Origin of the sequence: Pseudomonas schmalbachii (genome assembly GCF_017589465.1) — a bacterium.
In the GTDB taxonomy this organism is placed as follows: Bacteria; Pseudomonadota; Gammaproteobacteria; order Pseudomonadales; family Pseudomonadaceae; genus Pseudomonas; species Pseudomonas schmalbachii.
The window spans coordinates 482782-495981 of sequence record NZ_JAELYA010000002.1 but is presented as its reverse complement, the minus strand read 5'-3'; the positions used below and the strand labels follow the sequence as shown (position 1 = coordinate 495981).

Genomic DNA, 13200 nt, shown 5'->3' with positions numbered 1-13200 from the left:
CAACCCATCCTACGGTTTGGAGCCGACGCGCCTACAACGACAAGAGGTACTGAACATGAACCTTGCCCTGATCACTGCCTGCCCCGGCGGCCAGATCACCAGCGTGCTCAGCTCGCGACTGTTGCGCGCGGCGGCGGAGCGGCTGGGCTGGTCGGTCTGCGTCGAGCTGCACGATCCGGAGAAGCCGGAACAGCGCCTGAGCGCCGCGCAGATCGAGGCCGCCGATCTGGTGCTGGTGGTCAGCAGCCTGCCACTGGACCTCTCCCGCTTCGCCGGCAAGCGTCTGCTGCAGGCGGCTCCGGCCGAGGCGCTGGCCGACAGCGCGGCCTTCCTGCTGCGCGCCGAGCGCGAGGCTCAGGTTTGCACGGGCGAGTCGTCGGCGCCGGGGCCGGCCAAGATTCCACGCCTGGTGGCGATCACCGCCTGCCCGACCGGCGTGGCGCACACCTTCATGGCCGCCGAGGCGCTGCAGCAGGTGGCGCGGCAGATGGGCTACGAACTGCGGGTGGAAACCCAGGGCTCGGTCGGCGCGCGCAATTCGCTGGAACCGTCCGAAATCGCCGCCGCCGACGTGGTGCTGCTGGCGGCGGATATCGAGGTGAACACCGCGCGCTTCTCTGGCAAGCGCATCTTCCGCTGCGGCACCGGTGTGGCCCTGAAGCAGCCGCAGGCGATCCTCGAACGCGCGCTCAGCGAGGCCCGCGAGGAAACTTCCGGCACCACCGCAGCCCAAGCCACGCCGGCGAAGAAGGAGGCGGCGGGGATCTACAAGCACCTGCTCACCGGGGTGTCGTTCATGCTGCCGATGGTGGTGGCCGGCGGCCTGCTGATCGCGCTGTCGTTCGTCTTCGGCATCGAGGCATTCAAGCAGGAAGGCACTCTTGCCGCCGCGCTGATGCAGATCGGCGGCGAGGCGGCGTTCAAGCTGATGGTGCCGATGCTCGCCGGCTATATCGCCTGGTCCATCGCCGACCGACCGGGACTGGCGCCGGGGATGATCGGCGGGCTGCTGGCCAGCACGCTGGGTGCAGGATTCCTCGGCGGCATCGTCGCCGGCCTGCTCGCCGGCTACTCCGCACGGGAAATCGCGCGCCGCCTGCCTCTGCCGGCCAGCGTCGAGGCGCTCAAGCCGATCCTGATCATTCCACTGCTATCCAGTCTGTTCACCGGGCTGGTGATGATCTACGTGGTCGGCAAGCCGGTGGCGGGGATGATGTCCGGCCTGACCACCTTCCTCGCCGGAATGGGCACCACCAATGCGATCCTGCTCGGCCTGCTGCTTGGCGGGATGATGTGTGTCGATCTCGGCGGTCCGATCAACAAGGCCGCCTACGCCTTCTCGGTCGGCCTGCTGGCCTCGCAGAGCTACGCGCCGATGGCGGCGGTGATGGCCGGCGGCATGGTCCCGCCAATCGGCATGGGCCTCGCCACCTTTCTCGCCCGCCGCAAATTCGCCCAGAGCGAACGCGAAGCCGGCAAGGCGGCGCTGGTGCTGGGGCTGTGCTTCATCTCCGAAGGCGCGATCCCGTTCGCGGCGAAGGACCCGCTGCGGGTGATCCCGGCCTGCATCGCCGGCGGCTCGCTGACCGGGGCGCTGTCGATGCTGTTCGGCTGCAAACTGCTGGCGCCCCACGGCGGGCTGTTCGTGCTGCTGATCCCCAACGCGATGAACCATGCGCTGGCGTACCTGCTGGCGATCATCGCGGGGAGCGTGGTGACGGGCGTGCTGTACGCCGTGCTGAAGCGCAGCGAGGCCGAGGCGCCGGTGCTGGCGGCGGGGTAGGGCGGGGCGGCTTTTGCTTTTGGTAGGAGCCAGCTTGCTGGCGATCCGGAGTTTCGCTTGCTACCGATGTTGCCGGCTGAACCATGGATCGCCAGCAAGCTGGCTCCTACAGGTATGGCGTTACAGCCAGGCTGCGTCCCATAACGGGTAGTCGCCGACCCGCTTAACCAGACCTGCTCGTAAAGGATTCGCGACGATATACCGGGCCACGTCCTGCAGATCCTCGTCATGGCGGAGAGCGTGGTCGTGAAAACCTTTTTGCCAGACTTTCTCGGTGTGATCGACGCCAGCCTGGCGAAGGGCAATGGCACTGCGCGACTTGATGCGCTGCATGAGTGAAGGCAGTGGCAGGGAGCCAAGCTGCACCAGCCAGTGCAGGTGGTCCGGCATGATTACCCAGGCGAGGGAGGTGACCAGTTGCTGGTCATGGGCCTGGCGCATTTCCGCTACCAGCAGGCGGGCGGCACACCAGTCGGTGAAAATTGGGACGCGACCGTAAGTTACCGTGGTGAGTAGATAGGCTCTATTCGGCTCTGAGAATCGACCACTACGCAAGGCATGGCTGCGATGGGCGAAGAGGCTGGAATCCATTCCAAGCTCCGTTGTGGCAACGCTTTTTGTAGGAGCCAGCTTGCTGGCGATCCGGAGTTTCGCTTGTTACCGATGTGGCCGGCTTGAAACTTTGATCGCCAGCAAGCTGGCTCCTACAGGTTCGGCGTGAGGCGTATCAGTGGTGCTCGCGCGTCGCGCGGAATTTCACGTCTGGCCAGCGCTCTTCCATCAGGCTGAGGTTGACGCGGGTTGGGGCGAGGTAGGTGAGGTGGCCGCCGCCGTCGACGGAGAGGTTCTCGAAGGCCTTGTCCTTGAATTCCTTGAGCTTCTTCTCGTCGCTGCATTCGATCCAGCGCGCCGACCAGACGTTGATCGCCTCGTAGGCGCACTCGACCTTGTATTCCTCCTTCAGGCGGCTGGCGACCACGTCGAACTGCAGCACGCCCACGGCGCCGAGGATGATGTCGTTGTTGCGCTCGGGGAAGAACACCTGGGTCGCGCCTTCCTCGGCCAGTTCCTGCAGACCCTGGCGCAGTTGCTTGGACTTCAGCGGGTCCTTCAGGCGCACGCGGCGGAACAGTTCCGGGGCGAAGTGCGGGATGCCGGTGAAGCCGAGCGCCTCGCCTTCGCTGAAGGTGTCGCCGATCTGGATGGTGCCGTGGTTGTGCAGGCCGATGATGTCGCCGGCGTAGGCCTCTTCCAGCTGCTCGCGCTCGGAGGAGAAGAAGGTCAGCGCGTCGGCGATCTTCACGTCCTTGCCGAGGCGCACGTGGCGCATCTTCATGCCCTTCTCGTACTTGCCCGAGCAGATGCGCATGAAGGCGATGCGGTCGCGGTGTTTCGGGTCCATGTTTGCCTGGATCTTGAACACGAAGCCGGAGAACTTCTCCTCCACCGGCTCGACGCTGCGCTCGCGGGTGGCGCGCGCCAGCGGCGGCGGGGCCCAGTCGACCACGCAGTCGAGCACATGGTCGACGCCGAAGTTGCCGAGCGCGGTGCCGAAGAACACCGGGGTCATCTCGCCCTGCAGGAAGGCGGTCTCGTCGAATGCGTGGCAGGCGCCCTGGACCAGCTCCAGCTGGTCGACGAAGTCGTCGTACATGTCGCCAAGGTGCGCGCGGGCTTCGTCGCTGTCGAGCTTGTCGATGATCTTCGCTTCGGTGCGCTCGTGACCGTGGCCCGGGGTGTAGACCATGATCTTGTCTTCGAGCAGGTGGTAGACGCCCTTGAAGTCCTTGTAGCAGCCGATCGGCCAGGTGATCGGCGCGGCCTTGATCTTCAGTACCGCCTCGATCTCGTCGAGCAGTTCGATCGGGTCGCGGATGTCGCGGTCGAGCTTGTTGATGAAGCTGACGATGGGCGTGTCGCGCAGGCGGCAGACTTCCATCAGGGCGATGGTGCGCGGCTCTACGCCTTTACCGCCGTCCAGCACCATCAGCGCCGAGTCCACCGCGGTCAGGGTGCGGTAGGTGTCTTCGGAGAAGTCTTCGTGGCCAGGGGTGTCGAGCAGGTTGATCATGTGCTCGCGGTAGGGGAACTGCATCACCGAGGTGGTGATGGAGATGCCGCGCTGCTTCTCCATTTCCATCCAGTCGGAGGTGGCATGGCGGTCGGACTTGCGCGACTTCACGGTACCGGCGACGGCGATCGCCTTGCCCATCAGCAGCAGCTTCTCGGTGATGGTGGTCTTACCGGCGTCGGGGTGGGAAATGATCGCGAAGGTACGGCGCTTGGCGACTTCGGCGGCCTGGATGCTCATGGGTAGGTGCCTGCTGGAATGCGGAGACGGCGCCCGCGCGGGGCGTCTGGAAAAGCGCGGGATTATAGCGTGAAAACGTGCCGTACCGGGATGCCTGTCATCCGGGGACGAGGGCGGGGCTGCCGCAGCGGCCAGCCCCGCCAGCGCCTCAGAACCCCACCGAAGCCTGCACGTACAGGGTGCGCGGCTGGCCGACGTAGAGGCCCTTGTTGTTGTCGTCGAAGGAGCGGGTGTAGTAGCGGCGGTCGAACAGGTTCTTCACCCCGGCGCTCAGTTCGAGGCCGTTCAGCTGCGGGCCGAAGTCGTAGCTGCCGCGGGCGCTCCAGACCATCCAGCCGGCGATGCGGCCGGTGCTGCCGTCGGCGCTTTCGGCTTCGGTGTTGGCGTTGTCGGCGTACTGGCTGGTCTGGAAGCTGCCGTCGAGGTTGTAGCCCCACGGGCCGTTGCGGTAGTTGGCGCCGAGGGTGCCCTTGTGTTTCGAGGAGAACGGCACCTGGTTGCCCTTGTTCGGGCCGTCCTCGCGGATGCTGGCGTCGACGTAGGCGTAGCTGGCGTAGACGTCGAAGCCGGAGAGCAGCGGGTCGAGGGCCGCCAGGTCGTAGCCGATGGCCGCCTCGATGCCCTTGTGGCGGGTCTTGCCGCGTGCGGTGACGCTGTCGGTCTGCTGGTTGCTTTCGTACTGCTTGTCGAAGTTGATCAGGAAGACGCCCAGCTCGGCGCGCAGGATGCCGTCGTCGTAGCGGGTGCCGACTTCCCAGGTGCGCGCCTCTTCCGGCTCGATGTCGCCGCTCTTCACCGCCTTGCCCATCTGGCTGTACTGCACGGTGCCGAACGAGCCTTCGGTGTTGGCGTAGAGGTTCCAGCGCGGGTCGAGGTGGTAGATCACGTTCAGCGCCGGCAGCGAGGCGTTGTAGCGGCCGCTGTCGCGGGTGTTCTTGATCAGGTCGTCCTGGTGCGAATCGATCTTCTCGTAGCGGATGCCGGGGGTGATGGTCCAGTTGCCGACGTCGATGCGGTCGTCGATGTAGAAGGCGTTGGCCTCGGTGGCGCCGCGGGTGTCGCGGTCGTTGGGGCTGCCGGTGCTCGGCAGGATGCCGCTGCTGGCCGGGCTCCAGTAGCGCAGTTCGTGGCTGGCCTCGTTGACGTAGCGGTGGCCGATACCGACCTCATGACGCGTCTCGCCCAGCTCGAAGCCCTGGCTGAAGCGGGTTTCCAGGCCGCGCACCCAGTATTCGCGGGGCGACAGGGTGAGGTTCTTGCCCTGGTCGAGGTAGCCGCTGCGCAGGGTCTTGGTGAAGAAACCGGTGACGTTGAGTTTCTGCTGGGCGTTGGGGGTGAATTCGTAGCTGGCGCTGGCCAGGGTGCGGCGGCCCCAGAATTTGTCGAACGGGCGGGTGGACTGATAGGGATCGTCGCGGTAGTCCGCCACGCTCAGGCCGCCGGGCATGTCGGCCTCGCCGTCGTAGTACTGGGTGATGGCCGAGAAGCTGTGGAATTCGTTGGGCTGGAAGCGGCCCTTGAGGATCAGGTCGTCGATCCGCGTGTCGCTGTGTTCGCGCCAGTCGCCGCCACGGACGCCGGAGTAGAGCAGGGCGCCGCCCAGACCGTTGTCGGCGGTGCCGCCGATGAGCGCGCTGTGGGTGGTCTTGAGGCCGTCGTGGGTGGAGTCCGGGCTCTGCTCGGTGTGCACGTCGAGGTGGGTGGTGAACTCGTCGGGGATCGCCCGGGTCACGAAGTTGACGATGCCGCCGACGTTCTGCGGGCCGTAGCGCACCGCGCCGCCGCCGCGCACCACGTCGACCGCGTCCATGTTGCCCATGGATACCGGCGCCAGCGACAGCTGCGGCTGGCCGTAGGGCGCGAAGGGCACCGGGATGCCGTCCATCAGTACCGTGGAGCGCGAGGCCAGGCGAGGGTTGAGGCCGCGGATGCCGAAGTTCAGCGCCAGGTCGTGGCTGCCGGTGCCGTTGTTCAGCGGCGCGCTGACGCCGGGGATGCGGTCCAGCACTTCGCGGGTGGTGGCCGCGCCCTGCGCCTGGAATTGCTCGCGGCGCACCACGTCGCGCGCGCCAGGGTGTTCGAAGACGTCCACGGCGCTGGCGTCGGCCAGCCAGTCGCCGACCACAGTCACCGCCTGCAGATCGGCCGGCTCTTCGCTCGCTGCGACCTGCAGGGTGAAGGCGCCGTCTTCCTGCGGCTGTGCCTCCAGGCCGGAGCCGGCGAGCAGCGCGGCAAGCGCTTCGGCCGCGGTGTATTCGCCATCCAGCGGCTGGCTGCGGCGCCCGGCGGTCTGCTCCGGGCTGAAGGCGATCAGCACGCCGGCCTTCTGGCCCAGATGGTTGAGCGCCTGCTCCAGCGGTTCGGCGGGGATGCGGTAGTACTGGCGGGCGCTGCTGATCTCGGTGGCGCCGAACGCGACGGCTGGCGCCAGAGCCACGCCGCCGAGGCAGGCGAGAAGCAGGGCGCGGCTGAGCGGGGAGAGGGCGCGGGACGATGACATGAGGGGAAATGCTCCGGTTGGTATTGGTTGGCTTTCCTCCTCTGTCACGCGAGGTTGGGAAAAAGGCTCAGGCCGTAGCGAATTTTTTGGTTCTTCGAGGATTGCCGGGGAAATCCGTAGGGCGGGTGCAACCCGCCATTTCGGGGCGAGGAGCCTGGCGGGTTGCACCCGCCCTACGGTTTGGGCAAAAAATTTTCAGTCGGCGCCACGCGGATGCACGCTGACCCAGAAGCGCGTCACGCGGCGGACTTCCACCGGCAGCACGGCGGGCAGGGTGGCGAGGATGCGTTCGCTGTCGTCCAGCGGGTAGCTGCCGGAAATCCTCAGCGCACCGATGCGCGGGTCGCAGCCGAGGCGGCCCGGCCGGTAGCGCGCGACTTCGGCGAGGAAGGCGTCTAGGCGCATGGCGGAGGCCAGCAACATGCCTTCGGTCCAGGCGCCGCTACCGGGTTCCAGCGCCTGGGCGGCGCCCAGTCGGTGACGGTCGAAGTCCATCTGCCGGCCGGCTGGCACGACCTCGCTGTGTCCGCCGAGGTTTTCCACTTTCACTGCGCCCTCGTAGACGGCAACGCGGGTGCCGCCGTCCAGTTGGCGCACATCGAAGCGGGTGCCGATCGGCTGCAGGCGACCCTCCTCGCTGTACATGTGGAGCGGGCGCGGGTCGCGGCCGGTGTCGACGCGGACTTCCCCGCGCAGCAGGCGCAGGCGCCGTTCCTGGGCGTCGAAGCGGACGTCCAGCGCGCTGTCGCTGTTCAGCTCGATGCGGCTGCCGTCGGCCAGGGTCAGGCGTCGGCGTTCGCCGATGGTGGTGGCGTAGTCGGCGTTCCAGCGCTGCGGGCTGCCGTTCTCGCGCAGGCTCCAGGCGCTGCCGCCGGCGGCGAGCAGCACCAGCAGGGCTTTCAGGGCATGACGGCGTTGCGGCGAGCGGGGTGCATTCAGCACCGCCCGCGCCACGGGTGTGCCGATGCCGCCGAGCCGCCGGTTGACCGCTTCGATATGGCGCCAGGCCTGCTCATGCTCCGGCGCGGCTTGGCGCCAGTGCTGCCAGGCCTGTTGCAGGCGTTCGTCGTGCGGGCCGCCTTGCAGTTCGACCAGCCAGCGCACGGCCTGTTCGGCCACCTGCGGCGGCACTCTGGGGGCGAGGGGAAACGGCATCTTTCTATATCTCGGCGAAGTAGCAGCGCTGCGCGGCCTTGACCATGTAGCGCTTGACGCTGCTCAGGGAGATATCCAGCTGCGCGGCGATTTTCGCGTAGCCGAGGCCGTCGAGCTGGGCCAGCAGGAAGGCTTCCTTGGCCAGGCGCGGCAGGCCGTCGAGAAGGCGGTCCAGTTCGAGCAGGGTTTCCAGGACGATGGCGCGGGTTTCCTCGCTGGGGACTTCCCGCTCCGGCAGGCTGGCCAGCGCTTCCAGGTAGGCGCGCTCGACGTCGAGACGGCGGTAGTGGTTGCACAGCACGCGTTTGGCGATGGTGGTGAGGAAGGCGCGAGGCTCGTCGATGCGCGTGGCCTGGCGCGAAACCAGCACCTTGACGAAGGTGTCCTGGGCCAGGTCGGCGGCGTTCTGCGGGCAGCCCAGGCGCCGCTGCAGCCAGCCGGTCAGCCAGCGGCGGTGATCGCAATAGAGCGTGTGCAGTGCGGTGTGATGGGCGAGGTCGAGACTCGACAAGGGGCACCCCGGCTCGGAGCAGCATTAAAATGATAATTGTTATCATTTTAATGACCGGAGGCTTTCAGCAGGCTTTCAGAGGGGGGAATTCAGAGAGCAGGCCATCCGGCGGCACGCGGCCGCCGGATGGGGGAGGCGGTCAGTGTCCGGTCGCGGCGACCGGTTCCTGCCCGCGATACAGCCAGCGCACCATCGGGCCGATGGACAGGCCCTGGATGAGGATCGAGGCGAGCACCACGATGTAGGTCAGGCTGAGCAGCAGGTCGCGTTCCGGACCCAGCGGCAGGGACAGCGCCAGGGCCACCGAGACGCCGCCGCGCAGGCCGCCCCAGGCGAGGATGCGGATGGTCCCGCGCGGTACGTGGGGACGGATCTTGGCGCTCTGCCGGAGCAGGACGATGGCCGGCGCCACGGTCAGCAGGCGCGACACCAGCACCGCGCCGCCGAGGACGAAGGCGGCGACGATGTGCAGCCAGCTGAACGGCAGCAACAGCAGTTCCAGGCCGATCAGGGCGAACAGCAGGGCGTTGAGGATTTCGTCGATCAGCTCCCAGAACTTGTCCACATAGCGGCGGGTCTCGTCGGACATGGCGTAGGTGCGCCCGTGGTTGCCGATGATCAGTCCGGCCACCACCATCGCGATCGGCGCCGACACATGCAGTCTCGCGGCCAGCGAGGCGCCGCCGATGACCAGCGCGAGGGTGAGCATGACCGCCACCTGGTACTGGTCGATGCCGCGCATCATCACGAAGATCCCGTAGCCCAGCGCCGCGCCGAACAGCACGCCGCCGACCGCTTCGTGGATGAACATCCAGGAGATGGCGCCAATGGTAGGCGTGGTGCCGAGCTGGAGAATGCCGATGAGGATGGTGAACACCACCACCGCGGTGCCGTCGTTGAACAGCGATTCGCCGACGATGGTGGTGGCCAGCGGCTTGGGCGCGCCGGCCGACCTGAGGATGCCGAGCACGGCGATCGGGTCGGTGGGCGAGATCAGCGCGCCGAACAGCAGGCAATAGATGAAGCTCACGTGCCAGCCGAACAGGGCGAAGGTGTAGTAGGCCAGCGCGCCGATCACCGTGGTGGCGATCAGCACGCCGAGGGTGGCGAGCAGGCTGATCGGCCACTTGTAGTCGCGCAGGTCGCTGAGGTCGACGTGCAGCGCGCCGGCGAACAGCAGCGCGGGGAGGAACCAGGTCATGAGGACTTCGGAGAAGTCGATGCGGCTGATGATCTGCTGCATCTCCAGCTCCAGGACCGGATAGCCGAGCAGCGACAGGCCCTGGGCGATCAGCGAGAAGACCAGGGCGGTGGCCATCACGCCGATGGTCGGCGGCAGGCGGATGAAGCGGTAGTTCACATAGGTAAGGAGGGTGGTCAGGGCGATGAACGCCGCTGCGAGATCGAGCATGACGTGGGTTCCTGTATTGAACGGTATACACCTGTCCCGAGTGGCCAATCCCTGAGCCGTGGGCGCGTGCAAAAAAGGCCTGCGCGTGGCAGGCGAGCCCGGATCATAACCGCATGGGCGACTGAAGGTGGTGTGTGACTGTCGGCGAACCGGTGGGTTCCCGCCGGATTTTTCTTCGCTGGCGGGCGCTCGGGCGTCGGCCTGGCAGGAACCCTTCCGCCTGTCTCCGGTCTGTCAGAAAGGCGTGCTGGAATGACTGCTGGAAAACAGCCGGAAAGCCACGGGCTGTGCGGGATTCCATGCACTTTGTTGAGTATCTGAAACAGTACGGGACAGGTCGTAAGAAAGCGCCAATTTTTTATTGAACTCGCGTCCCCATGGCCCTAAAGTTCGCGCCCGAACGTCCATGCTGGAAACGATCCATCCGGCTCAAGTACTGACGACGAGAGGCCGCCAACCCGGTGGTTCTCGGCGACATGCCTTGGGAAGTAGGCGAACCAAAGTGGGGAAACGGATTAGACGTTCAGCTTCAACCCTACGAATCCATTTGTTTTGCCATTGGGAGTCCCAAGCATGTCCATCAAGGTCGAGGATTATTTCGCCCCTGAAACCTTCCAGCGCATGAAGGCGTTCGCCGATAAGCAGGAAACCCCCTTCGTCGTCATCGACAAGCAGACCATCGCCGATGCCTACGACCAACTGACCCATTGCTTCCCGTTCGCCAAGGTGTACTACGCGGTCAAGGCCAACCCGGCCACCGAGATCACCGAGCTGCTGCGCGACAAGGGTTCGAACTTCGACATCGCCTCGATCTACGAGCTGGACAAGGTGATGAAGACCGGTGTGGGCCCGGAGCGCATCAGCTACGGCAACACCATCAAGAAAGCCAAGGACATCCGCTACTTCTACGAGAAGGGCGTGCGCCTGTTCGCCACCGACTCCGAGGCCGACCTGCGCAACATCGCCAAGGCCGCGCCGGGCGCCAAGGTCTACGTGCGCATCCTCACCGAGGGTTCGACCACCGCCGACTGGCCGCTGTCGCGCAAGTTCGGCTGCCAGACCGACATGGCCATGGACCTGCTGATCCTCGCCCGCCAGCTGGGCCTGGTGCCCTACGGCATCTCCTTCCACGTCGGCTCGCAGCAGCGCGACATCTCCGTGTGGGATGCCGCCATCGCCAAGGTCAAGGTGATCTTCGAGCGCCTGAAGGAAGAAGACGGCATCACGCTGCAGATGATCAACATGGGCGGCGGCTTCCCGGCCAACTACATCGCCAAGACCAACGACCTGGAAACCTACGCCGAGGAGATCATCCGCTTCCTCAAGGAAGACTTCGGCGACGACCTGCCGGAAATCATCCTCGAGCCGGGCCGCTCGCTGATCGCCAACGCCGGCATCCTGGTCAGCGAAGTCGTGCTGGTGGCGCGCAAGTCGCGCACCGCGGTGGAGCGTTGGGTTTACGCCGACGTGGGCAAGTTCTCCGGCCTGATCGAAACCATGGACGAGTCCATCAAGTTCCCGATCTGGACCGAGAAGAAGGGCGAGATGGAAGAAGTGGTGATCGCCGGCCCGACCTGCGACAGCGCCGACATCATGTACGAGCACTACAAATACGGCCTGCCGCTGAACCTGGCCGCCGGCGACCGCCTGTACTGGCTGTCCACCGGCGCCTACACCACCAGCTACAGCGCGGTGGAATTCAACGGCTTCCCGCCGCTGAAGGCCTTCTACCTGTAAGGCTGACGGTCATGAAAACGCCCCGCATCGCGGGGCGTTTTCGTTTCCAGCGGGGCGTCGTAGGTTGGCGCTGAACGTAGTGAAGCCCAACACCTGAGCCGGCAATGTTGGGCTTCGCAAGCTCAGCGCCAACCTACGTTGTGCCGTCGGGCGCCTCGCCTTGTAGGTTGGTGCTGAACGCAGTGAAGCCCAACACCTGAGCCGGCAATGTTGGGCTTCGCAAGCTCAGCACCAACCTACGCGTCAGTGCCAGCCCACGTTGTTATGCGACCAGCCGCCCCGCTGCCTCGTGCAGCAACTGCAGGTCGCCGTCATCCCCCAGCTCCGCCGCGCGGCGGTAGTAGTCGAGGGCCAGTTGGCGGAAGGGGCGGTGCGGCGAGGCTTCGAGGTTGCTGCGGGCTACCCGCAGGAAGTTCAGGTTGCCCTCGTCCAGCGCCCGGCGCAGCCAGTCTTCCGCCTCGGCCAGCCGGCCCTGCCCGGCGAGCACCGCGGCGTGGCTGAACTGTCCGCGGAAGTCGCCGCCTTCGGCCGAGCGGCGGTAGCAGTCGTAGGCGAGGTCGATGTCCTGCGGCACCACCATGCCTTCCTCGTAATAGCGGCCGAGCAGGTTCAGCGACTTGGCATGGCCGAGCACCGCCGCCTGCTGGTAGAGCGCGACGGCGCGGGTTTCGTCCTTCGCCACGCCGCGCCCGGTGGCATGCAGGTTGGCGAGGTTGTACATGGCCCAGTCGAGCCCCGCGTCGGCGGCGATGCGGTAGTGCCTGGCCGCTTCCGTGACGTTGCTGGCACAGCCCCAGCCGTGCTCAAGGCAGCGCCCGAGCATGTTGCGCGCCATGGCGTGGCCGCGTTCGGCGGCGATGCGGAACCACACCAGTGCAAGGGGCTGATCGCGCTGGATGCCCTGGCCGTCGAGGAGGATCTGGCCGAGCAGCGCCTGCGCCTCCAGTTCGCCCTGGCGCGCGGCCTGGAGGATCAGTTGCGCGGCCAGCCGCGGGTTGCCGGCCAGTTCGTCGGTGGACAGTTCTTCCATCCGGCGCAGATAGAACGTCACACGTCCACCCAGCGGCGCAGCAGGTTGTGATAGGTGCCGGTCAGTTCGACCAGCGACGGGTGATCCGGCACATCGGCGGTCAGCTTCTGGATCGCCTGGTCCATCTGGAACAGCAGCGCGCGCTGGCTGTCCTCGCGCACCAGGCTCTGCGTCCAGAAGAACGAGGCGTAGCGGGCGCCACGGGTGACCGCGTTGACCTTGTGCAGGCTGGTGGCCGGGTAGAGCACCAGGTCGCCGGCCGGCAGCTTCACCTGCTGGGTGCCGTAGGTGTCCTGGATCACCAGTTCGCCGCCGTCGTACTCGTCCGGATCGCTGAAGAACAGTGTGGAGGACACGTCCGTACGCACCCGCTCGCGGCCGCCCTGGACGTCGCGCACCGCGTTGTCGATATGGAAGTCGAACGAGCCGCCGCCGGTGTAGCAGTTGAACAGCGGCGGGAACACCTTGTGCGGCAGCGCGGCGGACATGAACAGCGGGTTGTTCCACAGGCGCTGCAGCATGGCCTCGGCGATTTCCCGGGCCAGCGGATGTTCCTGCGCCAGTTGCAGGTTGTGCTTGGCCTTGGCCGACTGGTAGCCGGCGGTGACCTTGCCGTCAGCCCAGTCGGCCTGCTCCAGGGCGGCGCGGATGCGGGCGACTTCCTCGCGGGTGAAGATGCCGGGAATGTGCAGCAGCATGGGAATGTCCGGTGCTATTGGAAAGGCTGCCAATGATATTGATTCTTATTGGCGCAGTACAGAA

10 protein-coding genes are annotated in these 13200 nt (G+C 66.2%); 2 read left to right on the top strand and 8 right to left on the bottom strand.

Annotated elements, in window-relative coordinates; genetic code table 11:
• The first annotated feature begins 55 nt into the window (after positions 1-55).
• Complete coding sequence (locus tag JFY56_RS07760) at positions 56-1783, top strand: PTS fructose-like transporter subunit IIB (RefSeq protein WP_208312954.1); 1728 nt, start codon at positions 56-58, stop codon at positions 1781-1783.
• Between the two features lie 120 nt (positions 1784-1903).
• On the opposite strand, the gene JFY56_RS07755 is transcribed toward JFY56_RS07760, so the two are convergent.
• From JFY56_RS07755 to JFY56_RS07730, 6 genes are all read right to left on the bottom strand, one after another.
• Positions 1904-2374 carry an REP-associated tyrosine transposase gene (locus tag JFY56_RS07755; protein WP_208312953.1) on the bottom strand — a complete coding sequence of 157 codons (471 nt, stop codon included), beginning with the start codon at positions 2372-2374 and terminating at the stop codon, positions 1904-1906.
• 136 nt (positions 2375-2510) lie between these two features.
• Positions 2511-4094, bottom strand: coding sequence for a peptide chain release factor 3 (locus JFY56_RS07750; protein WP_208312952.1), 1584 nt, complete (start codon positions 4092-4094; stop codon positions 2511-2513).
• A gap of 148 nt (positions 4095-4242) precedes the next feature.
• Positions 4243-6594: a TonB-dependent Fe(3+) dicitrate receptor FecA gene (gene fecA / locus JFY56_RS07745; protein ID WP_208312951.1), complete on the bottom strand. Its 2352-nt coding sequence runs from the start codon at positions 6592-6594 to the stop codon at positions 4243-4245.
• A 195-nt stretch (positions 6595-6789) separates the two neighbouring features.
• A complete protein-coding gene (locus tag JFY56_RS07740; RefSeq protein WP_208312950.1) occupies positions 6790-7749 on the bottom strand; it encodes a FecR domain-containing protein in 960 nt (319 codons plus the stop codon).
• A 4-nt stretch (positions 7750-7753) separates the two neighbouring features.
• Positions 7754-8260 carry a sigma-70 family RNA polymerase sigma factor gene (locus JFY56_RS07735; protein ID WP_208312949.1) on the bottom strand — a complete coding sequence of 169 codons (507 nt, stop codon included), beginning with the start codon at positions 8258-8260 and terminating at the stop codon, positions 7754-7756.
• A gap of 139 nt (positions 8261-8399) precedes the next feature.
• Positions 8400-9671: a cation:proton antiporter gene (locus JFY56_RS07730; protein WP_208312948.1), complete on the bottom strand. Its 1272-nt coding sequence runs from the start codon at positions 9669-9671 to the stop codon at positions 8400-8402.
• A 573-nt stretch (positions 9672-10244) separates the two neighbouring features.
• Between JFY56_RS07730 and JFY56_RS07725 the strand changes: the two genes are divergently transcribed.
• The gene (locus tag JFY56_RS07725) at positions 10245-11408 is read left to right on the top strand and encodes a type III PLP-dependent enzyme (protein ID WP_208312947.1); all 1164 of its coding nucleotides are present in this window, start codon (positions 10245-10247) and stop codon (positions 11406-11408) included.
• A 262-nt stretch (positions 11409-11670) separates the two neighbouring features.
• On the opposite strand, the gene JFY56_RS07720 is transcribed toward JFY56_RS07725, so the two are convergent.
• Together JFY56_RS07720 and JFY56_RS07715 are read right to left on the bottom strand one after the other, a co-directional pair.
• On the bottom strand, positions 11671-12459 hold the full coding sequence (locus tag JFY56_RS07720; RefSeq protein WP_408004383.1) for a tetratricopeptide repeat protein: 789 nt from the start codon (positions 12457-12459) through the stop codon (positions 11671-11673).
• Positions 12456-13136 (bottom strand): Fe2+-dependent dioxygenase, encoded by a 681-nt coding sequence (locus tag JFY56_RS07715; protein WP_208312946.1) that lies wholly within the window; start codon positions 13134-13136, stop codon positions 12456-12458. The genes JFY56_RS07720 and JFY56_RS07715 overlap by 4 nt, the downstream gene beginning before the upstream one ends.
• Between the last annotated feature and the right edge of the window lie 64 nt (positions 13137-13200).

What these genes read in the sequence shown, in the direction of transcription:
- JFY56_RS07760 (WP_208312954.1), top strand. Translation starts at nt 56, where the DNA reads ATGAACCTTGCCCTGATCACTGCCTGCCCCGGCGGCCAGATCACCAGC.
- JFY56_RS07755 (WP_208312953.1), bottom strand. Translation starts at nt 2,374, where the DNA reads ATGGATTCCAGCCTCTTCGCCCATCGCAGCCATGCCTTGCGTAGTGGT.
- JFY56_RS07750 (WP_208312952.1), bottom strand. Translation starts at nt 4,094, where the DNA reads ATGAGCATCCAGGCCGCCGAAGTCGCCAAGCGCCGTACCTTCGCGATC.
- fecA (WP_208312951.1), bottom strand. Translation starts at nt 6,594, where the DNA reads ATGTCATCGTCCCGCGCCCTCTCCCCGCTCAGCCGCGCCCTGCTTCTC.
- JFY56_RS07740 (WP_208312950.1), bottom strand. Translation starts at nt 7,749, where the DNA reads ATGCCGTTTCCCCTCGCCCCCAGAGTGCCGCCGCAGGTGGCCGAACAG.
- JFY56_RS07730 (WP_208312948.1), bottom strand. Translation starts at nt 9,671, where the DNA reads ATGCTCGATCTCGCAGCGGCGTTCATCGCCCTGACCACCCTCCTTACC.
- JFY56_RS07725 (WP_208312947.1), top strand. Translation starts at nt 10,245, where the DNA reads ATGTCCATCAAGGTCGAGGATTATTTCGCCCCTGAAACCTTCCAGCGC.
- JFY56_RS07715 (WP_208312946.1), bottom strand. Translation starts at nt 13,136, where the DNA reads ATGCTGCTGCACATTCCCGGCATCTTCACCCGCGAGGAAGTCGCCCGC.